This window comes from Azospirillum thiophilum (assembly GCF_001305595.1).
Lineage (GTDB): Bacteria > Pseudomonadota > Alphaproteobacteria > Azospirillales > Azospirillaceae > Azospirillum > Azospirillum thiophilum.
This window is the reverse complement of sequence record NZ_CP012401.1, coordinates 2,448,757-2,467,772: the sequence shown is the minus strand read 5'-3', so window position 1 is coordinate 2,467,772 and position 19,016 is coordinate 2,448,757. Positions and strand designations below refer to the sequence as shown.

The window sequence follows — 19,016 nt, the reverse complement described above, 5'->3', positions numbered from 1 at the left end:
GATTGTCGCATTCACCCCTGCGCATCATGCTTGAACCGGCACCGCGGAAGGAGTTCGGCATGCTGCTGGTTCATCTGCTTGCCGCCGCCAAGGGCGACGGAACCCTGGACCTTGTCACAGCCACTGGAAGGCATCACAGCATCGGGTCCGGCCCGCCAAAGCTGACCCTCCGGCTTCATGATCGCGCGGTGGAGCGCGACCTGCTGTTGAACCCGCGCCTGAATTTCGGTGAAGCCTATATGGACGGCCGCCTTTCGGTGGATGGCGGCACAATCTACGACCTGCTGGCGATGCTGATGAGCGGGACCGAGGTGCAGGGCGCCCTGGGGCGCGCAGCCCATTCGCTTTCGCCGTTGCTGCGTCGCCTGCAGCAATACAACCCGATGCGGCGATCGCGACAGAATGTCGAGCACCATTACAACTTGTCCCGACAGTTCTATCAGCTCTTTCTCGACCGTGACATGCAGTATTCCTGTGCCTACTTTCCCGACCCATCCATGTCGCTGGAAGACGCACAGGAAGCGAAAAAGCGCCATATCGCGGCCAAGCTGCTGCTGGTGCCGGGAATGCGGGTGCTGGACATCGGTTGCGGCTGGGGGGGCATGGCGCTGTATCTGGCACGGCGTACCGGCGCACGGGTAACCGGTATCACCCTATCGTCGGAACAGCTTGCCGTCGCCCGGCAACGCGCACAGGAGGCCGGGCTGGCCGATCGGGTCAACTTCGAACTGCACGACTACCGTGAGTTCGCGGCAAACCACCGCGGAGTCTTCGACCGCATCGTGTCGGTCGGCATGTTCGAGCATGTCGGCGTGCCGCATTACCGCAATTACTTCGATGCGGTGCACGATATGTTGAACGATGACGGGGTGGCTCTGATCCACGCCATCGGCCGGCTCGACGGACCGGGAGCAACCAACCCCTGGATCCGCAAATACATCTTCCCCGGCGGCTACTCCCCCGCCCTGTCCGAGGTGTTGGCTGTCGTCGAGCGTTCTGCCCTGTTCACCACGGATGTGGAGGTGCTTCGCCTTCATTACGCGGAAACATTGCGTCACTGGCGCAACCGCTTCGATGCCCACCGCGAGGAGGCGAAAAAGCTATTTGACGAGCGGTTCTGCCGGATGTGGGAATTTTATCTGGCTGGTGCCGAGCTGGCCTTCCGCCTGCAGGGGCACATGGTATTCCAGATCCAGCTTGCGCGAACGTTGGGGGCGGTGCCGTTGACACGTGACTATATGGTGAATGCCGAACATGAGCTTGGATCGGCATCCACTGGTTCGGCCGGTCTACGCCCTGCGCGGACGCCGGAGTCGGCCGCCTGAACCCTGGTCTGGCCCGAAGCAAGGCCTTTGGCTGTCACGAGGGCGGCAAAAAGGCTCAATCCAGCCAACCGGTAATACCAATTGACCATCATGGCCGGGCGCTGGGCTGAGTTGCAAGCGGAATCGTGCGACATCGACGCCCGGACCACCGCCACGCCTTCCTTTCGGTCATGGGGCGATGCTATATAACCGCGATTGATTTCCGCCCGGGGTACCGGGGAGCCACCCATGAGGCATGCTCCCCGGCAACAAGCGCCCGCTGGACGACGCGCCCGGCTCCCAAGGAATGACAACGCCCTTACCCGTTCGGGGAGATCTCGCACCCATGACCAAGATCAAGGTAGCCAATCCGGTCGTCGAACTCGACGGCGACGAGATGACGCGCATCATCTGGCAGTTCATCAAAGACAAGCTGATCCTGCCCTACCTCGACATCGACCTGAAGTACTACGACCTCGGCATCGAGAACCGCGACAAGACCGACGACAAGGTCACCGTCGAGTCGGCGAACGCCATCAAGCAGTATGGCGTCGGCGTGAAGTGCGCGACCATCACCCCGGACGAGGCGCGGGTGAAGGAATTCAACCTCAAGAAGATGTGGAAATCGCCGAACGGCACGATCCGCAACATCCTGGGCGGCACCGTGTTCCGCGAGCCGATCGTCTGCGAAAACGTTCCGCGCTACGTTCCGGGTTGGACCAAGCCGATCATCATCGGCCGTCATGCCTTCGGCGACCAGTACAAGGCTACCGATTTCGTCGTCCCCGGCCCGGGCAAGATGACGATCAAGTGGGAAGCCGCCGACGGCAGCCAGCAGATCGAGCATGAGGTGTTCGACTATCCCAGCGCCGGCGTGGCGATGGGCATGTACAACCTCGACGATTCTATCGAGGGCTTCGCCCACTCCAGCCTGATGTACGGCCTGGAGCGCGGCTACTCGGTCTATCTGTCGACGAAGAACACGATCCTGAAAGCCTATGACGGGCGCTTCAAGGACATCTTCCAGAAGATCTTCGACGAGAGCTACGCCGAGCAGTTCAAGGCGAAGGGGCTGGTCTACGAGCACCGCCTGATCGACGACATGGTCGCTTCCGCCCTGAAGTGGGAAGGCGGCTTCGTCTGGGCCTGCAAGAACTACGACGGCGACGTGGAGTCGGACGTGGTGGCGCAGGGCTTCGGCTCGCTGGGCCTGATGACCTCCGTCCTGGTCACGCCGGACGGCAAGACCGTCGAGGCGGAGGCCGCGCACGGCACGGTGACCCGCCATTATCGCGAGCACCAGAAGGGTAAGGAAACCTCGACCAACCCGATCGCTTCGATCTATGCCTGGACCCAGGGCCTGGCTTATCGTGGCAAGTTCGACGACACGCCGGATGTGGTCAAGTTCGCGCAGACGCTGGAGCGTGTCTGCGTCGAGACCGTCGAGGCGGGCTATATGACCAAGGATCTCGCGATCCTGATCGGCCCGCAGCAGCCGTGGCTGACCACGAAGCAGTTCCTGGACAAGCTGTCGGACAATCTGGAAAAGAAGATGGCCGTCTGGGCGTAAGGCCAGTACCGTTCTCCAGAGGGTGCGACGCCGCGTCAGGGTCAAACCGGACCGCGGCTCGGCTAGGGTTCGAGCGGGGAGTTTCGACTCCCCGCTTTTTTATTGCCCATTTCCGAAAAGGAACGCCCCCGATGGCCAATGACCTCTTCCGTATCGCCGTGGTCGGCGCCGGTGAGACCGGAACGCCCCTGCTGCGCAAGCTGTTGGCAGCCCCGTTCGTGGAGCTTGCGGGCGTGGCCGACCTCGATCCCGATGCCCCGGGCATGCGTCTGGCCCAGCACCGCGGCATCATGACAACCACCAGCTTCCTTGACCTTGCTGCGCTCGGCGAGACTGTGGACGTGCTGATCGATGTCACCGGCGTGCCGGCCGTGCGCGAAGGCTTGCGCAAGGCGATGCAAGAGACCGGCAATCATCACACGGTCATCGTCCATGAAATCGTCGTGCAATTGATGCTGTCCCTGCTGAACGGCGAACTGGTCCGGCTGAAGCACGACGCGCAGGATTACTGAGGGGCTGCAACGGGATTTGCGCCGATGCCAAAATGGCCCATGATGGGTTGGGCATATCCATGCCGCGCCCGTCCATGCCCAGGAGCAGCCATCGATGGAACTCGGCATTCTCGTCATCGCGGCTTTCGTGCTGGTCGTCATCCTGGCGATCACCAGCGTCCGCATTGTACCCCAAGGTTTCAACTTCATCGTCGAGCGGCTCGGCCGGTATCAGGAGACGCTGCAGCCGGGCTTCAACGTCATCTTCCCGGTGATCAGTTCGGTCCGGGCGAAGGTGGACATGCGCGAGACCGTAGTCGACGTGCCGTCGCAAAGCGTCATCACCAAGGACAACGCCGCGGTGACCGCCGACGGCGTGCTGTATTTCCAGGTGCTCGACCCGATGAAGGCGACCTATGAGGTCAACGATCTGCAGCGGGCGATCCAGACTCTGGCGATGACCACCACCCGGACGGTGATGGGCTCCATGGACCTGGACGAGTTGCTGAGCCAGCGTGAGGCGATCAACGCCAGCCTGCTGCGCGCGGTCGACGAGGCAACGGCGTCCTGGGGCGTCCGGGTGACCAGGATCGAATTGCGGGACATCACCCCGCCCGACGACATCGTCCAGGCGATGGGCCGCCAGTTGAAGGCGGAGCGTCTGCGCCGTGCCCAGATTCTGGAAGCCGATGCCGAGAAGGAAAGCCAGATCCGCATCGCCCAGGGCAAGCTGGAGGCCGCCAAGCTGGAGGCCGAAGCGCGCGAGCGTCTGGCCGAGGCGGAGGCCAAGGCGACCCGGTTGGTGTCGGAAGCGGTGGCCCAGGGATCAAGCCAGACGCTGGGCTATTTCCTTGGCCAGAAATACATGGAGGCATTGAAGGCGTTCGCCGCGTCGCCCAACCAGAAGACGATGATCCTGCCGGTGGAGTTGGCGGGCGTCGCCGGTGCGCTGGCCGGGCTGGGCGACCTGCTGCGCGAGGCATCGCCGCCACGGGCTCCGGTCACGCCGCGCAATCCGTGGTCGGTCCCGCCGACCGCTCCCCCGGCCGACGGAGACTGAGCGAATGTCACCGTTGCTTTGGGGAGCGCTGGGTGCCGTTCTGATCGCGGCGGAGCTGGTGCTGCCCGGAATCTTCCTGATCTGGTTCGGCGGGGCCGCCCTGCTGACCGGGCTCGTCACCGCATTGTGGCATGACTGGGGGCTGGTCAACGAGGCCGGTTTCTTCACCATCGCCGCCGGCGTCGCGGTTGGCATCGCCATCGTTCGCGTCCGCCGCGGCAATGCGGTCTCGGACGATGGGGCGGCCCGGATCAACGACCGCGCCGGGCAGTTGGTCGGGCGTTCGGTGAGCTTGACCGAGCCGTTCGTCAACGGGCACGGCCGGCTGTTCGTCGGGGATACGCTGTGGGCGGTCGAGGGCCCCGACCGCCCGGCCGGGACTGCCATGGTGGTCTCAGGGCACAGCGGCATGGTGCTGCGGCTGCGCGATGCGGTCGAGTTGCGGGAGGACATCCCCGGCACAACGGCCTAGGCCCCCTCGCGGGGACCAACAAAAAAGCCCGCCTCTCCCCCGAGAGCGGGCTTTTTTGAATGTCTATTCCGCCGGTCAGGCCGCGCCGACGTTGCGGTCCTCGTCGCGCTTCTTGCTGCCCGATGCCGGCTGATAGGCGAGCGCGGCATGTTCGGCGCAATAGGGCATGCCGGGCAGCGCCGGCTTGCCGCAGAAATGGAAATCCTGATGCTTGGGATCGCCGACCGGCCATTTGCACATCCGCTCGGTCAGGGCGAGGATGGTGGCGCCGCGGGTCGGCTTCTTCTTGATGGGCGACGGCCGGCCCGACAGACCCAGCCGGTGGGCCTTGCCGATGACGGCGTTGCGGGTGATGTCTCCCAGCGTGTCGGCGATCTCACTCGCGCTCAACCCCTGGGACCAGAGATCCTTGAGCTGTTGAATCCGTTCGTCCGTCCAACTCATCCCCGAGTACTCCCGATCCGGTGTCCGGTTCTGTTGTGGCAAATGGGACACGGTCTAGTGCCGTTTTCCATAAGCCGCAACATTTTGTGCCAGCCGGTGAGGAAGCTACCAGATGACGGCCGCGGACGATAGGGGTGCGCGGCAACATTCCTGTTGATAAGTCCGGGGCTCGACTCATGAATTCAGTGCGCCGTACACCTCCTCGGCCACGCCGGACAGGGTATCCCGATCGAGCTCGCCGGTGACGGCAAGCGCCAAGCCATTGTCCTGCCAATACAAAGCGCGGACACCGCCATCCTGGGCAAAGCGGAAGGCAGAACCGGAGGTATTGGGAGACGGGCGGATATACAACGTGATGCGACGCCCAGCCGCATCCTCGTACATGTACAAGGCCACAGGTCCGACGGAATCGGCCAGAAGACGGCCGCCGATCAGCTGATACCCCGCTCGCGTGACTTTCGGGCAACGCATGGTCTTGCCCAGCCGCTTGGACAGCCAGTTGACCAGATGCGCTTCCTCGTCCACGCCGATCTCGACCGGATGCCGGACCTCGACGGAGAAGACGCGGTGGGCGGCGACGGCATCGGCGATGAAGGCGGCGGTCGGCGGCTCGGCCCGCCCGGCCATGCGGTCGCGCAGCAGCCAGCCGCCGGCACCGCCGGACACGAAGATCAGCAGCGAGGCGGCGACCGCCAACCCCCACAGCGCCCCCCGCCCCCATCGCGGCGCCGCCGGCCCGGCGGCAGGCTCGCGCATCGCGAAGGGCGGGGTCAGCCGGTCCGGCAGCGGCTGGTCGATCAGCGGACCGAAGCTCTGGCCCAGCAGGGCGCGCTGCCCCCGGTAGCGCTCGAACCGCTGGGCGTCGTCGGGATGGTCGGCAAGGTGGCGCTCGACATCGGCAAGGCGCTCATCCGGCAATTCGCCGTCGAGCCAGGCGTGCAGCTCGGCTTCGCTCACGGGATTGCGGGTGCCGCTCATCATCTGATCCTCCTGACCGCCTGCTCGGCTCCACCATCCAGCAGGACCCTCAACTTTTCGCGCGCCCGGGCCAGCCGCGACATCACCGTCCCGATCGGCAGTTCCAGAACCTCCGCCACCTCGCGGTAGGACAGCCCCTCCATTCCCGTCAACAGCAGGATGGTGCGGTGTTCGTCGGTCAGCCGGGCGAAGGCGCGGACGAAGTCGCGCACCGCCCCGCGGTCGGCCGGCGGCGCGCTGAGCGCCAGATCGTCGGACAGGTCGTCGACCGGGATCTCGGCCCCGCGCCGCCGCCGCCCGCGCTGGCCGGAGATGTGCAGGTTGTGCAGGATCGTCATCAGCCAGCCGCCGAGCTTCGACGGGTCGCGCAGGGCATGCCGGTTGGCCAGCGCCTTTTCGACGCAATCCTGGACGAGATCGTCGGCATCCGCCCGGTTGCCCACCAGGGCGGTGGCATAGCGCCGCAGCCGCGGCACATGGGCGGCGATGGCGCGGTCGTCGATGTCTGGCGGGTTCATGGAAGGTCCGGGCGCGGCGTCGTCTGCGGTCATGACGCCCTGCCCCGCGGTTTTATTCCCATCCCTTCCGTCCGTCCCGGCCCCCGCCCCGGCCATCCCTCATTGCCCCGGCGAGGAGAAGCCGGCCTTGCCGTCGAAATTGCTGAGATTCTCGGTCTGGGTGAAGTCGATGCCGGCCTCGGCCAGCCGGCCCAGCAGCTCGACGATGGCCGCATGCTGGACCGGGCCGCCCTGCGCCAGGAAGCGGCAGCGCCAATGGTCGGTGCAGAAGACGTCGGCGTTGCCGTCCGGCCAGACCCGCTGCGAGCGGTTGGAGATGCTGGCGAGCGTCAGCGCCTCGGTCGACAGCGGCAGCACCAGCTCGGCCAGATCGTCGGGCAGCCCGCCCGACCAGTGCAGGAAGACGTCGACCCCGACCAGCTCCTTGTGCGCACGGACGCGCGGCGCCAGCCGGTTCAGCCCGTCATAGGCCGGCCGCATGGTCGAATAGCCGACCGGCGGCATGGTGACGGGGGTCTGGCCCAGCCGCTCCACCACCGCCTCGGCGAAGGCGCCGGTGCCGGCCCGGACCCGGCCCAGCCCGCGGGCATAGATGTCGGCGGTGTGGATGCCGTCCTCGATGGTCTTCAGCCACGCATTGTGGATGCGTGCGGCGATGTCGCCCTGGCCGATATGGACCAGCATCATCACCGCCGCCATCAGCAGGCCGGACGGGTTGGCGATCCCCTGCCCGGCGATCATCGGCGCGGAGCCATGGATCGCCTCGAACATGGCACAGGTCTCGCCGATGTTGGCCGAGCCGGCCAGCCCGACCGAGCCGGTCAGCTGGGCGGCGATGTCCGACACGATGTCGCCGTAGAGGTTCAGGGTGACGATGACGTCGAAGCGCTCCGGCTGGTCGGCGAGGCGAGCGGCGCCGATGTCGACGATCATATGGTCGGCCTTGATCTCCGGATAATCGGCGGCAAGCTCGTAGAAGATCTTCAGGAACAGCCCGTCCGTCATCTTCATGACGTTGTCCTTGACGAAGGCCGTCACCTTCTGCCGGTGGTTGGAGCGGGCGAAGTCGAAGGCATAGCGCACGATCCGCTCCGACCCCGGCCGCGAGATCAGCTTGACCGACTGTATGACGTCGTCGGTCTGCCGGTGCTCGATCCCGGCATAAAGATCCTCCTCGTTCTCGCGGATGATGACGACGTCCATCCGCGGGTGCCGGGTCCGCACATAGGGATGATAGGACACGCAGGGGCGCACATTGGCGAACAGGCCGAGCGTGGTGCGGGCGACCACGTTCAGCGACTTGTTGCCATAGCCCTGGGGCATGGTGATCGGCCCCTTGAGAAAGACCCGCGTGCGGCGGATCGACCCCCAGCCGGCGGCGTCCAGCCCGCCCGGATGGCCGCGCTTGTAGACCGCCTCGCCGGCCGGCACCTCTTCCACCTTCAGCCGCGCCCCGGCGGCAGTCATCACATGAAGCACCGCGTCCATGATCTCGGGGCCGATGCCGTCGCCGGGGGCGACCGTGACGGGGGTGATATCGCGCATGCACTCACTCCAAGGGGACGCGCGACCGTAGACGCAAACCGGGGGCTTTTTCAATGGTTGGAGGCAGCGACGGATCGTAGCGACGGACCCCGGCGGAAGGGCGGCGAAAGGGGCGGCGGCGGCGACGGGTGGAACGTTTGAAACGCCGTGAACCGTTTTCCCAGCCCTGTTCCACTGTTCACTCCGGCCACCGGGCCAGCCATCCGGCGGGGCATCGGCCCGGTCATCGGCCGCGGCGCGCGAAGGCACCCTGCCCGCCCCGCCTCTCCATCGCCGAACCGAGATTGGGGAAGGGATCGTCGCGATTGAGGGTCCAGGGATAGACCCCCGCCGGCCCGTCGGCCTCCGGCCGGGCGAGGATGGCGGCGACCGCCTTGGGGGCGGGCGGCGTGCGTTCGCGCAACGCACCCGGAACGGCATCGTCGTCGAAAGCGGGAGCGGGTGACGACGCGGGCACACGGCCCTCCGCCGGGCTTGGGACGTCGGCGGCATCGGCGGACGGTTGGGGCCGGGGTTGGGGCTCGGATCCGGCCTGGCCGTGATGGGACGCCGGCCGGACGGGCGAATCCTCCTGCATCCGGGGCCGGCCGATGTCGGTGAACAGGCCGAGCCGCTCGGCCAGCCAGCGCACCGTCGCCGGATCGCCCGCCGATACCAGCCGTTCGATCTGCTCCGTCACCATGGCGCGCAGCGAGCCGAGCCGAAGATCGGCTTCCCGGTTCAGCGCCTGCCTTTCCCACCAGACACGATGGCGGAAGGGCTGCGAACCGTAATGGGCACGCCACAGCGTGGTGCGGCTGCATCCCATGGCACGGGCCACCTGCTGGAAGGACGCACCGCGCGCCAGCATCCCGGCGGCCATGACCCATTGCTCCTCGTGGAAACGCGAGCCGGGCACCAAAGCGCCGTCCGGCGGCACCGGCGGCTCCTCCGCCCAGCGTGGGAAATCATCGGCAATCGGACCGGCGGCGGCGAAACCTTCGGCGGGATGCAGGCAATCGGGGGGCATGGGGCGGCTCCATGGGTCGGGTGGGCATCACCGCCAGTTTCCGACAAGATCATGGATGGAGATAGGATAAAAATCATATTTTCTGGATGATTGGTCCTATCATCGGATTTTGGTCATCCATCTTCACGCCCAAGCGCCGATTTTTCCCCCACCCCAACCCTCCCCCGCTCTCAGCGGACCCATGGTCCGCTATGCGCCGGGTCGGCGATCAGGCCGGCTGCGGCTCCGCGGGTTCGGGCGCGATGCAGTCCTCCAGGGCGATCCGCACACAGTTGCGCCCCTCCTGCTTGGCACGGTACAGCGCCTCGTCGGCCATCGCGACGATGCCGTCGAAATCGTCGGCATGGGCCGGGAAGGCGGCCAGCCCGCAGGAGATCGTCACCTGGGGAAGGGTGGTTCCCTCATGCCGCATGACCAACTGCTCGACGCCGGCCCTCAGCATGTCCAGCCGCTCACACGCGTCCTGCGGTTCGGTATCGGTCAGGATCATCAGGAACTCCTCGCCGCCATAGCGGAACAGCCAGTCCGACTCCCGGATGTTCTCCTGGAGATAGTGGCTGACCTTGACGAGGGCGGTGTCGCCGGCCGGATGCCCCTGGGTGTCGTTGAAGCGCTTGAAATGATCGATGTCGATCATCGCCACCGCCAGCGGGCGCGAGAAGCGCCTGGCCTTGGCGACCTCCTTCTGCGACACCACCTCGAGATAGCGCCGGTTGAAGGCGTTGGTCATCGCATCGCGGATCGTCTGTTCCTTGAGGCTTTCCTTGAGCCGGATGTTGGCGAGGGTGAGGCCGAGCTGGCGGGCGACCATGTCCGCCATCCGGCGGATGCGGCGCTCGTCGACGCCGCCGGACTCCCCGGCGGTGCTCCACAGGCTCAGAAGGCCGACCGTCTCGCCATGGGCCACCAGCGGCACGCAAAGAGTGGACGCACCGCCTCCCAGCACGCCGAAATGTTCGCACAGCGGCGCTGCGGCGTCGGATTCGTGGATATGAACCTGGCCGCGCCGCAATCCCCAGCACTGCTGCGGGGCGAAATGTTGAGCGGCGTCATCGCTTCCCCACTGACATAGAAGATCCAGGCGGTTCCTGGATGCCGCCGTCAGAAAGACGGCGCCATCCCGGTCTGGAAACAATTTACGCGTGAAAGGAGGAAATGCGGACGCAATCTCAGCGACCGTGTTGCAGCTGTGCAGGAAGCTGCTGGCCTCGTTGAGCAAGGCGATCTCGTTCCGGTCCCTGGTCAGATCCTCGGTCTGTCGATGCAACTCGTCGGCCAATAGCTTGAGTTCATGCGACGCCAGGGTCTTCTGCTTGATTTCCCTGGTTGCAAGATAGTAAAGAAGGGCAAGCAGCAGTGCGACGGCAACGATGAATCCCGACAATGCGGCGAACGCCGCATGGCGAGCCACATCGACATTCTCCTGACGTTCCCGCAGAAGTTGACTTTCTATCCGTTCGATTTCGTTTATCGCGGCATTGAAGCTTTCCATCGCCCCGCCGTCGCGGTCCATTCGGACCAATTCCTTGGCGCTTGCCCGATCGCCGGAAATCTGCAGCCGAATGGCTTCCGACATTTCCTGGAATTTCTGATCGAGAACAGTCGACAATTTTATCAGATTGTCCAACTGTTCATCGTTGTCGGATACGAAATTGCGCAAAGCGTCGATTTCTTCCATCGCCTCCTTGGCCGAACTGTAATAAATCTGCAAATAAAATGTATCTTCCGTCAAGATATAGCCGCGTTTCGCAGATTGGGATTTGGCCAATTCCGCTTCCATATCGGAGAGAGATTGCCTCACCTCAACGGAGTGACGCACCCACTCCACAGCGTCGACAAGACTCCTGAGGCCGGAGTAAAGCAGGACGCTGTTTCCCGCGAGGATGCAAAGGGAAACGAAGATCATCATGCGTCGCAAGATTTTAGCGTTGATGAGCATTTTTCTTGCACACTGTGACTATTCAACCGGTTTCCCAGATGGACGGCCCACCCGCCCTTCGCGTGGCAACAGATAGGGTTTCCCAAGACATTCGGCTAGCAGGGTGCGGAAAAACCATTTTGCTGCTGCGGTCGGGTTCTTTCCGGCAATCTCGCGTCAAGACCTTGCAAGATACCACCAGTATCTTGCTTCGGCCTTTCCTAATCTTGCCGAAAATCCCCCTCCCTCGCGACGCAAAAGCCTTTTTCCGCACCCTGCTAGGTGATTTCGCTCGATTTGGTGTAAGAGATTCGATAATTCCTGCCCGGTTGCGCAGTTCTGCAACACCGTAGGCGCCATCTGGACTGTTTCGTCCAATCATACCGCCGTGATTGTCGGCGAGCCGTTCGCCCAATAATGAAAAGGCGTCGTCGCGACGACGTTTGCAGTGCAAATTCTTCTTCCTGCCGCGCCCGGCCGCGATCGCAGCGGCGCGAATTGACGCCGGGGGCCGCGGACGGCGGACATGCAGCCCATCGCGATGGACAACGACAGCCCGCCGGGGGTGGGAACCGGACGGACGCGGGTGCCTCTCCGCCGCTCCGGTCGACCTGCTCCAGGGTGCCGGCGAACCTTATGGGGCAAACGGATTCCGTCGCCTCGGGATGCCATCGGCAACGTTCCGTCAATCGGAGATTAAAATCATGGATATGTTATTTTCTACGATAATATGATCCATACATTTGAAGTTAAAATAATTCAACAATCACATTCAATGGCGTTCTATAAATTATTATTATACTTTTGTATGCGACACTTCGTTTATGACTACTTATGATTATCAGATTCGATTCTTTTCGTAACAATATTATTGTTGAAGAAATGTTCCGAAAATCGGATTGTCAATTTGCGCAGAGCAAGGGGTATCTTTTATTACTCTGCGCATTCACACAAACGTCAATCATAGAAATAGGGAACATGGAAATGCGCTCTTCTTTCAAAACCGGCCTGATCGGCGCCGCTCTGACCCTCGCCGCCTTCGCGGCCGGCGCCGCCCACGCCGACACCGTGTCCATCACCACCCATGCCAACGTCAGCGCACCGGCGCAGATGCTGTCGTCCGCCATGAGCTGGGCGCAGAACCCGACCACCCCGAACCTGACGGTCAGTGTGGCCGGCAAGACCTGCACGCTGGTCAGCTCGCTGCAGGCCATCGGCCCGGTCGGCTGCAACTATGCCCTGACCGTCGGCCCCGACGCCACGATCACCGGCGCCCTGACCGCCGGCAACCAGGGCTGCACCCCGACCCCGCAGGTCGCCAGCAGCTGCAAGTAGTCCGGCAGGCGCATCGGCGGCATGGGTCGGGCCGCTTGAAACCGGGATCGGCTTGAAGCGTGCCGCCCATCGCCAAATGCCGGGGTTTCGCGTGTTCCATGGTGAATGCGCGAAACCCCGGCCCTCGACGACTCTTGCGGCGCGGTCGGGTTCAGCCGCACCGCCTTTTCCGTCGCCGGATCGCCAGACCGGCGCGGCCTCATGCGCTGAAAATGTGCGTATACCCATCATTCGCCGCACCCATTGACGACTCCGGGTGTATCCTTTGCCGGATCGCGACCCGATCCCCTGCTCGGCCCGGCCGGCACAGTGCCGCCGCCCTGCCCTGCCGCCGGGGAGCCCGCCGGGCCGGCCACAGGAAGAGGGAGGAGTCCCGCCATGGCGAACCGCTGGTACATGCCCGACCACCGGACCCCGCTGGCCGATATGCTGGTGGTGCCGAAGGATGTCCGCATCCGGACCATCGATGCCCGCAGCCTGGGCGAGGCGCTGGCGCTGGGCTGGCGCGACTTCCTGGCGGCGCCGACGCAGCTGCTGTTCCTGGGCGTCATCTATCCGCTGGTCGGGCTGGTGGCGGCGCGCGTCGCCTATGGCGGCGACCTGCTGCCGCTGTTCTACCCGCTGGTCGCCGGCCTCGCCTTCGTCGGGCCGCTCGCCACCGTCGGCATCCATGAGCTGAGCCGGCGGCGGGAACGCGGACAGCCGGTCTCCTGGATCAACGCGCTCGACGTCTTCCGGTCGCGGGCGATCTGGTCGATCGCGGCGCTTGGGCTGCTGATGCTGACGCTCTATGTGCTGTGGCTGGGGGCGGCGCAGATCGTCTACGACCTGACGCTGGGCCGCCTGCGGCCGGACAGCGCCGGGGCCTTCGTCGATCTGCTGTTCACCACGCCGGAGGGCTGGCAGATGATCGTGCTGGGGAATGCCGTGGGGCTGGCCTTCGCCCTGGCGACGCTGGCGCTGAGCGTGGTGTCCTTCCCGATGATGCTGGACCGCGAGGTGGACTGGATCGTCGCGATGCAGACCTCCGTCCGCGCGGTGATGGCCAACCCCGGCCCGATGATGCTGTGGGGCGTCATCGTGGCGGTGGCGCTGGCGCTCGGCTGCCTGCCGGCCTTCGTCGGGCTGGCGGTCGTCATGCCGGTGCTGGGGCATGCAACGTGGCACCTCTACCGGCGGGTGGTGGGGTGAGGATGCGGCATGTCAGTATGGCTTCAAGACCACGAGAAGAACGATCACGACGATCGCGGCGATGATCGCCGGCGGCAGATAGCCCGACATCGGCGCAGGCCGATCGGTCCGGCCAAGGTTCCGCAGCAGGCCTGACAGCATTCCGTGCAGGCCGGACAGGGCGACGACGAACACCAGCTTCATCATCAGCCAGGGCGAGCCGAACCAGCCGCCCTGCATCGCCACCGCCACGCCGAAAAGCCAGGCCAGCGCCATCGCCGGCGAGGTCGCCCGGCGGTCCCAGCGGCGCACGGCGTCGAGGATATCGGCACGCCCCGGCGCGTCGGACAGGGGCTTCGATGCGGAAAGGGTGGTCACGGCGACCGCCGCGACGAACATCCCGCCGATCCAGACCATCACCGAAATGATGTGGAGCGCCTTCAGCCACAGGTAGGTCATGACCCCGCCTCAGATGGTCGGGGCGAGCGCTGCCCGCCGGGTCAGGGTGCGGGCGCTGAGCAAGGCGCCGAACGGCACGATGGCGGCGACGAGAAGCTTGATCGTCTCGCCCCGCGACCAGCCGCCGGCCGACACCATCCGGATCAGCATCCAGACATAGGTCAGGAAGGCGAGGCCGTGGATCGGCCCCATCGCCTTCACGGCATCGGGGAAGCCGGCGAGATGCTTCAGCGGCACGGCCACGAAAAGCAGGAGAAGCAATGTGCCGCCCTCGACAAGACAGGCCGTCCGCATCCGCAGCATCTGCCTGCGGTCTTCCAGGTCGGTCTTCGGCGACATCACCCAACATCCTTCAGGATTTTTTCCACGCCGGCAAGCCGGCCTTCGATCTGCGTGACGCTGCCCTTGACCGAAGCCAGGGTCGCGGCCAGTTCCTCCTGCGTCTTGAGCATCCTCTCGACGAGGTCGCGGTATGCGGTGTCGTCGGCGATCTGTACCCGAACCCGGCGGGCCGAGGAAAAATGCCTCATCGCGGAAATCAGAAGAACCGTCACGAGGACAAGAATGGTGACGAGAAGGAAATGTGATGGTCTGTCAGTCATCGGAGGCTCCTTCAGGAGTCGGAATTTCTGGCGGTTGCGGTCAGGGAAGGCACCGCCTCGGCAATCGCCGCAGGCGTCAGCACGATTGCGAACGGCGCGACCTCGAAGAAATTGAGGGCCTTTCCATCGGGAGAGACCTCGAGCTGGCTGGTGACGAGGCCCGCGTCCTCGAGCTTGCGCAAATGGAGGTGCAGAAGCGGACGGCTGATGCCGATCTCACGCGCCAACTGACTGACATAGGTCCGCCCCATGACGCTCAGTGTCGCCACGATCCGCAGGCGATGCGGATTTGCCAGCGCGGATATCATCCCGAGCAATTGATCGCCGCTGCCGGTCATGTCCGCTCCGTCACCAACCCGTAAGTTTTTACTTACAGGTCGGCCGCCTACCCGTCAACAGAAACTGATAGGTGCCAGAAATCCCTTTCGCGACCGATGTGACAGGCTGTTTCAGACATGAGGTGACAGCCATGTGCGTGCGACCGGGATAACGGCGCAGTGATCGCATGATGGAAATCGGCATCGCCGCACATCACGGAATGGGCGGCAGCTCACATCACCGCAACAACTCCCGCATCGCTCCGTCCAACCCCTCCAGCGTCAGCGGGAACATCCGGCCGTTCATCAGGCCCCGGAGCAGGCGGGTGCTTTCCGAATAGTCCCAATATTGCGGCGCGGTCGGGTTCAGCCACACCGCCTTGGCATAGACCGACAGCAGACGCTGCATCCACACCTGCCCGGCCTCCTCGTTCCAATGCTCGACGCTGCCGCCGGGATAGACGATTTCGTAGGGGCTCATGGCGGCGTCGCCGACGAAGACCAGCTTGTAGTCGGCGGGATAGGTGTGCAGCACGTCCCAGGTCGACAGGCGCTCGGTGTGGCGCCGGGCGTTGTCGCGCCAGACGCCCTCATAGACGCAGTTGTGGAAGTAGAAATGCTCCAGATGCTTGAATTCGCTGCGCGCGGCTGAGAACAGCTCCTCCACCAGCCGGATGTGGTCGTCCATCGAGCCGCCGATGTCGAGGAACAGCAGCACCTTCACCGTGTTGTGGCGCTCCGGCACCATCTTCAGGTCGAGCCAGCCGGCGTTGCCGGCGGTGGCGCGGATGGTGCCGGGCAGATCCAGCTCGCTGGCCGCGCCGCTGCGGGCGAACTTGCGCAGGCGGCGCAGCGCCACCTTGATGTTGCGGGTGCCGATCTCCACCCGGTCGTCCAGGTTGCGGAACTCGCGGCGGTCCCACACCTTGACGGCGCGGCGGTGGCGGCTCTCGCTCTGGCCGATGCGCACGCCCTCCGGGTTGTAGCCGTAGGCGCCGAAGGGCGAGGTGCCGGCCGTGCCGATCCATTTGGAGCCGCCCTGGTGCCGGCCCTTCTGCTCGGCCAGCCGCTGGGCCAGCGTCTCCATCAGCGTGTCCCAGCCGCCGAGCGCCTGGACCTGCGCCCTCTCCTCCTCGGTCAGGAAACGCTCGGCCAGCCGGCGCAGCCACTCCTCCGGCAGGTCGGTGACGGGAACCTCGTCACCGGCGGCTTTTTCATCCGGGGCGGCATCGTCGGCCAGGCCCTTGAAGGTCGCCCCGAACACCCGGTCGAAGCGGTCGAGATTGCGCTCGTCCTTAACCAGACATGCACGACTGAGGTAATAGAAGTCCTCGACGCGGAAGGACGCGGTGCCCTGCTTCATGGCCTCCATGAGCGTCAGGTACTCCGTCAGCGAGACGGGGACGCCGGCCTTGCGCAGATCGAAGAAGAAACTCGTGAACATCGGCGCGGTCCTTCGCACGGGCTTGCCCTGCCGAGACTACCGCCCCGGCCGAGAGAACGCCAAGAGCCTGCTGACATGAGAGCGCCTGCATGAGCCTGCCCAATGCCCCCCTTCTCGACTTCGCCCGCGCGCTCGACTTCGCCGCGCGCCGGCACATCGACCAGCGCCGCAAGGGCGTGCGCGCCGAACCCTACGTCAACCACCTGTCGGAGGTGGCGCTGCTGGTGGCCGAGGCGACCCACGGCACCGACCCGGTGGTGGTGATCGCAGCATTGCTGCACGACACGCTGGAGGACACCGACGCCAGCTATGAGGAGATCGAGCAGGCGTTCGGGGCGGAGGTGGTGCAGGTCGTCGCCGAGACCACCGACGACAAACGCATGTCGAAGGCCGAGCGCAAGCAGCACCAGATCGACGCCGCCCCCCACGCCTCGACCCGGGCGAAGCTGGTGAAGCTGGCCGACAAGGTGTCGAACCTGCGCTCGATGGCGCACAGCCCGCCGGCCGACTGGTCGCTGTCGCGCAAGGTCGAGTATTTCGAATGGGCCCATGCGGTGGTCGCCGGATTGCGCGGCACCGACACCAGGCTGGAGGCGCTGTTCGACCGCGCCTATCATGACGGGCTGGCCGAGCTGCGCGGGCCTAACGGCTGAACGGGCGGGGAGATCGGGCGGGGAACGGGGGCGAAATCGGGCGGCGATTGACATCGCGCAATGTGACTCCATCACGGAAGTCTTATGGAGAAGGGATATAGCAGTATCCAGCGGGCCGCCGACGGCCGAGGAAACACGCCATGTCCCTTCCGCAAGAAAACACCCTCTCCCGCCAGCCGACCCCGGCGGCGAAACCGGCCGGCCAGCCGCATGGCGCGCCGCATGAGGAACCGGGACGCCATTGGTTCATCGACCGGCCCAAGGTCTATGCCGCCGATGTCCGCGGCACCTTCCGCCGGATCAAATGGGCGGCGCTGATCGCGCTGCTGGCGATCTATTACGTCACGCCCTGGATCCGCTGGGAACGGGGGCCGGGCATCCCGGACCAGGCGGTTCTGGTCGACATGGTCGGGCGCCGGGCCTATTTCCTGTGGATCGAGATCTGGCCGCAGGAGGTCTATTACCTGACCGGCCTGTTGATCCTGGGCACCTTCGGCATCTTCTTCGCCACCACGCTGGCCGGGCGCATCTGGTGCGGCTATGCCTGTCCGCAAACCGTGTGGACCGACCTGTTCATGTGGGTGGAGCGCAAGATCGAAGGCCCGCGCACCACGCGCATCCGCCTGGACAAGGCGCCGATGACAGGGGCGAAGATCGCGCGCAAGACCGCCAAGCATGCGGCGTGGCTCGGCATCTCGCTGCTGACCGGCGGCGCCTGGGTGTTCTACTTCAACGACGCGCCGACGCTGCTGGGCGAGCTGCTGCACGGCGAGATCACCAGCGGCGTCGCCACCTTCATCGCGCTGTTCACCTTCACCACATATTTCTTCGCCGGCTGGGCGCGCGAGCAGATCTGCATCTATGTCTGCCCGTGGCGCAGCTTCCAGTCGGCGATGGTCGACGAGGACACCTTCCTCGTCACCTATGAGGACTGGCGCGGCGAAGGCCGGGCGCCGCTGCGCAAGTCGCAGAGCTGGGAGGACCGGCAGGCGGCGGGGCTGGGCGACTGCATCGACTGCAAGCAGTGCGTCCATGTCTGCCCGACCGGCACCGACATCCGCGAAGGCCAGCAGATCTCCTGCATCGGCTGCGGCCTGTGCGTCGATGCCTGCAACGACGTGATGACGCAGATCGGCCGGCCGCTCGACCTCGTGCGCTTCGACACCCAGTCGAACCAGATCGCCAAGATCGACGGCAAGCCGGAACGGGTGAAGCTGGTTCGCCCGCGCACCGTCATCTATTCGATGATCATGCTGGTGGTCGCCTGCGCCATGGCGATCGCGCTGATCCTGCGGCCGACGCTGGACGTCAGCGTGCTGCGCGACCGGGCGCCGCTGTTCGTCGCCCTTTCCGACGGGTCGGTGCAGAACGCCTATACCATCAAGATCCTGAACAAGACCCACATCGCCCGCGACTATGCCGTCACGGTCGACGGCCTGCCCGGCGCCCATCTGTCGGTGGTCGGGGACGAGAAGGCCGGCGGCGGCGCCAACCTGACGCTGCGGGCAGCGGCCGATTCGGTGGCGACCTACCGCGTCTTCGTCAAGATGCCGGCGGCGGCGGTGAAGTCCGGCTCGACCGACGTGGCGGTGGTCGCCAAGGACCAGGGCAGCGGCGAGGTCGGCCGTCATGTCAGCGTGTTCATGGCACCCTGAGGCCCTGCCCGGCAGGCGGAACCGAGGCCGCCCGCCTGCCGGGCAGGGCGCGGTTCCGCCTTGGGCCTCAGG

The 19,016-nt window shown here is 65.1% G+C and carries 20 protein-coding genes; 9 read left to right on the top strand and 11 right to left on the bottom strand.

What is annotated here, in order from left to right; genetic code table 11:
* The first annotated feature begins 59 nt into the window (after window positions 1–59).
* From AL072_RS11380 to AL072_RS11360, 5 genes are all read left to right on the top strand, one after another.
* Window positions 60–1,325, top strand: coding sequence for an SAM-dependent methyltransferase (locus tag AL072_RS11380; protein ID WP_045580234.1), 1,266 nt, complete (start codon window positions 60–62; stop codon window positions 1,323–1,325).
* 325 nt (window positions 1,326–1,650) lie between these two features.
* Window positions 1,651–2,874, top strand: a complete 1,224-nt coding sequence (locus AL072_RS11375) for an NADP-dependent isocitrate dehydrogenase (protein ID WP_045580235.1) — start codon at window positions 1,651–1,653, stop codon at window positions 2,872–2,874.
* 131 nt (window positions 2,875–3,005) lie between these two features.
* Window positions 3,006–3,386, top strand: coding sequence for an oxidoreductase (locus AL072_RS11370; RefSeq protein ID WP_045580236.1), 381 nt, complete (start codon window positions 3,006–3,008; stop codon window positions 3,384–3,386).
* 94 nt (window positions 3,387–3,480) lie between these two features.
* A complete protein-coding gene (locus tag AL072_RS11365; protein WP_045580237.1) occupies window positions 3,481–4,425 on the top strand; it encodes an SPFH domain-containing protein in 945 nt (314 codons plus the stop codon).
* Between the two features lie 4 nt (window positions 4,426–4,429).
* Window positions 4,430–4,897 (top strand): NfeD family protein, encoded by a 468-nt coding sequence (locus AL072_RS11360; protein ID WP_045580238.1) that lies wholly within the window; start codon window positions 4,430–4,432, stop codon window positions 4,895–4,897.
* 75 nt (window positions 4,898–4,972) lie between these two features.
* Here the strand turns inward: AL072_RS11360 and AL072_RS11355 are convergent, their stop codons facing one another.
* From AL072_RS11355 to AL072_RS11330, 6 genes are all read right to left on the bottom strand, one after another.
* Window positions 4,973–5,341, bottom strand: coding sequence for a GcrA family cell cycle regulator (locus AL072_RS11355; RefSeq protein WP_045580239.1), 369 nt, complete (start codon window positions 5,339–5,341; stop codon window positions 4,973–4,975).
* 174 nt (window positions 5,342–5,515) lie between these two features.
* Window positions 5,516–6,322 carry an anti-sigma factor family protein gene (locus AL072_RS11350; RefSeq protein ID WP_052709858.1) on the bottom strand — a complete coding sequence of 269 codons (807 nt, stop codon included), beginning with the start codon at window positions 6,320–6,322 and terminating at the stop codon, window positions 5,516–5,518.
* The gene (locus tag AL072_RS11345) at window positions 6,319–6,870 is read right to left on the bottom strand and encodes an RNA polymerase sigma factor (protein WP_045580241.1); all 552 of its coding nucleotides are present in this window, start codon (window positions 6,868–6,870) and stop codon (window positions 6,319–6,321) included. Before AL072_RS11345 ends, AL072_RS11350 begins: the two co-directional genes overlap by 4 nt.
* A 66-nt stretch (window positions 6,871–6,936) precedes the next feature.
* Window positions 6,937–8,382, bottom strand: coding sequence for an NADP-dependent isocitrate dehydrogenase (locus AL072_RS11340; RefSeq protein WP_045580242.1), 1,446 nt, complete (start codon window positions 8,380–8,382; stop codon window positions 6,937–6,939).
* A 223-nt stretch (window positions 8,383–8,605) separates the two neighbouring features.
* The gene (locus tag AL072_RS11335) at window positions 8,606–9,391 is read right to left on the bottom strand and encodes a hypothetical protein (protein ID WP_045580243.1); all 786 of its coding nucleotides are present in this window, start codon (window positions 9,389–9,391) and stop codon (window positions 8,606–8,608) included.
* Between the two features lie 208 nt (window positions 9,392–9,599).
* A complete protein-coding gene (locus AL072_RS11330; protein WP_082108776.1) occupies window positions 9,600–11,330 on the bottom strand; it encodes a sensor domain-containing diguanylate cyclase in 1,731 nt (576 codons plus the stop codon).
* Between the two features lie 963 nt (window positions 11,331–12,293).
* Between AL072_RS11330 and AL072_RS11325 the strand changes: the two genes are divergently transcribed.
* Both AL072_RS11325 and AL072_RS11320 read left to right on the top strand, forming a co-directional pair.
* Window positions 12,294–12,644, top strand: a complete 351-nt coding sequence (locus AL072_RS11325) for a hypothetical protein (RefSeq protein ID WP_045580245.1) — start codon at window positions 12,294–12,296, stop codon at window positions 12,642–12,644.
* Between the two features lie 378 nt (window positions 12,645–13,022).
* Window positions 13,023–13,835: a DUF2189 domain-containing protein gene (locus tag AL072_RS11320; RefSeq protein ID WP_245636662.1), complete on the top strand. Its 813-nt coding sequence runs from the start codon at window positions 13,023–13,025 to the stop codon at window positions 13,833–13,835.
* 12 nt (window positions 13,836–13,847) lie between these two features.
* Here AL072_RS11320 and AL072_RS11315 read toward each other — a convergent pair whose 3' ends face one another.
* The 5 genes from AL072_RS11315 to AL072_RS11295 all read right to left on the bottom strand — a co-directional run bounded on the left by AL072_RS11315 (window position 13,848) and on the right by AL072_RS11295 (window position 16,636).
* Entirely contained in the window at window positions 13,848–14,273 is a 426-nt protein-coding gene (locus tag AL072_RS11315; protein WP_045580246.1) for a CopD family protein, read from the bottom strand.
* Between the two features lie 9 nt (window positions 14,274–14,282).
* Entirely contained in the window at window positions 14,283–14,612 is a 330-nt protein-coding gene (locus AL072_RS11310; RefSeq protein WP_045580247.1) for a DUF3817 domain-containing protein, read from the bottom strand.
* A complete protein-coding gene (locus tag AL072_RS11305; protein WP_045580248.1) occupies window positions 14,612–14,875 on the bottom strand; it encodes a hypothetical protein in 264 nt (87 codons plus the stop codon). The genes AL072_RS11310 and AL072_RS11305 overlap by 1 nt, the downstream gene beginning before the upstream one ends.
* A gap of 11 nt (window positions 14,876–14,886) precedes the next feature.
* The gene (locus tag AL072_RS11300; RefSeq protein WP_045580249.1) at window positions 14,887–15,213 is read right to left on the bottom strand and encodes an ArsR/SmtB family transcription factor; all 327 of its coding nucleotides are present in this window, start codon (window positions 15,211–15,213) and stop codon (window positions 14,887–14,889) included.
* Between the two features lie 217 nt (window positions 15,214–15,430).
* Complete coding sequence (locus tag AL072_RS11295; RefSeq protein WP_045580250.1) at window positions 15,431–16,636, bottom strand: vWA domain-containing protein; 1,206 nt, start codon at window positions 16,634–16,636, stop codon at window positions 15,431–15,433.
* Between the two features lie 89 nt (window positions 16,637–16,725).
* On the opposite strand from AL072_RS11295, the gene AL072_RS11290 reads away from it, so the two are divergent.
* Window positions 16,726–17,289: an HD domain-containing protein gene (locus tag AL072_RS11290; protein WP_045580251.1), complete on the top strand. Its 564-nt coding sequence runs from the start codon at window positions 16,726–16,728 to the stop codon at window positions 17,287–17,289.
* A gap of 140 nt (window positions 17,290–17,429) precedes the next feature.
* A complete protein-coding gene (gene ccoG / locus AL072_RS11285; RefSeq protein WP_045580252.1) occupies window positions 17,430–18,944 on the top strand; it encodes a cytochrome c oxidase accessory protein CcoG in 1,515 nt (504 codons plus the stop codon).
* Window positions 18,945–19,016 lie beyond the last annotated feature (72 nt).

Excerpts from the sequence above, each read along its gene's own strand:
- AL072_RS11380 (WP_045580234.1), top strand. The coding sequence starts at position 60 with ATGCTGCTGGTTCATCTGCTTGCCGCCGCCAAGGGCGACGGAACCCTG.
- AL072_RS11375 (WP_045580235.1), top strand. The coding sequence starts at position 1,651 with ATGACCAAGATCAAGGTAGCCAATCCGGTCGTCGAACTCGACGGCGAC.
- AL072_RS11370 (WP_045580236.1), top strand. The coding sequence starts at position 3,006 with ATGGCCAATGACCTCTTCCGTATCGCCGTGGTCGGCGCCGGTGAGACC.
- AL072_RS11365 (WP_045580237.1), top strand. The coding sequence starts at position 3,481 with ATGGAACTCGGCATTCTCGTCATCGCGGCTTTCGTGCTGGTCGTCATC.
- AL072_RS11360 (WP_045580238.1), top strand. The coding sequence starts at position 4,430 with ATGTCACCGTTGCTTTGGGGAGCGCTGGGTGCCGTTCTGATCGCGGCG.
- AL072_RS11355 (WP_045580239.1), bottom strand. The coding sequence starts at position 5,341 with ATGAGTTGGACGGACGAACGGATTCAACAGCTCAAGGATCTCTGGTCC.
- AL072_RS11350 (WP_052709858.1), bottom strand. The coding sequence starts at position 6,322 with ATGATGAGCGGCACCCGCAATCCCGTGAGCGAAGCCGAGCTGCACGCC.
- AL072_RS11345 (WP_045580241.1), bottom strand. The coding sequence starts at position 6,870 with ATGACCGCAGACGACGCCGCGCCCGGACCTTCCATGAACCCGCCAGAC.
- AL072_RS11340 (WP_045580242.1), bottom strand. The coding sequence starts at position 8,382 with ATGCGCGATATCACCCCCGTCACGGTCGCCCCCGGCGACGGCATCGGC.
- AL072_RS11335 (WP_045580243.1), bottom strand. The coding sequence starts at position 9,391 with ATGCCCCCCGATTGCCTGCATCCCGCCGAAGGTTTCGCCGCCGCCGGT.
- AL072_RS11330 (WP_082108776.1), bottom strand. The coding sequence starts at position 11,330 with ATGCTCATCAACGCTAAAATCTTGCGACGCATGATGATCTTCGTTTCC.
- AL072_RS11325 (WP_045580245.1), top strand. The coding sequence starts at position 12,294 with ATGCGCTCTTCTTTCAAAACCGGCCTGATCGGCGCCGCTCTGACCCTC.
- AL072_RS11320 (WP_245636662.1), top strand. The coding sequence starts at position 13,023 with ATGGCGAACCGCTGGTACATGCCCGACCACCGGACCCCGCTGGCCGAT.
- AL072_RS11315 (WP_045580246.1), bottom strand. The coding sequence starts at position 14,273 with ATGACCTACCTGTGGCTGAAGGCGCTCCACATCATTTCGGTGATGGTC.
- AL072_RS11310 (WP_045580247.1), bottom strand. The coding sequence starts at position 14,612 with ATGTCGCCGAAGACCGACCTGGAAGACCGCAGGCAGATGCTGCGGATG.
- AL072_RS11305 (WP_045580248.1), bottom strand. The coding sequence starts at position 14,875 with ATGACTGACAGACCATCACATTTCCTTCTCGTCACCATTCTTGTCCTC.
- AL072_RS11300 (WP_045580249.1), bottom strand. The coding sequence starts at position 15,213 with ATGACCGGCAGCGGCGATCAATTGCTCGGGATGATATCCGCGCTGGCA.
- AL072_RS11295 (WP_045580250.1), bottom strand. The coding sequence starts at position 16,636 with ATGTTCACGAGTTTCTTCTTCGATCTGCGCAAGGCCGGCGTCCCCGTC.
- AL072_RS11290 (WP_045580251.1), top strand. The coding sequence starts at position 16,726 with ATGAGCCTGCCCAATGCCCCCCTTCTCGACTTCGCCCGCGCGCTCGAC.
- ccoG (WP_045580252.1), top strand. The coding sequence starts at position 17,430 with ATGTCCCTTCCGCAAGAAAACACCCTCTCCCGCCAGCCGACCCCGGCG.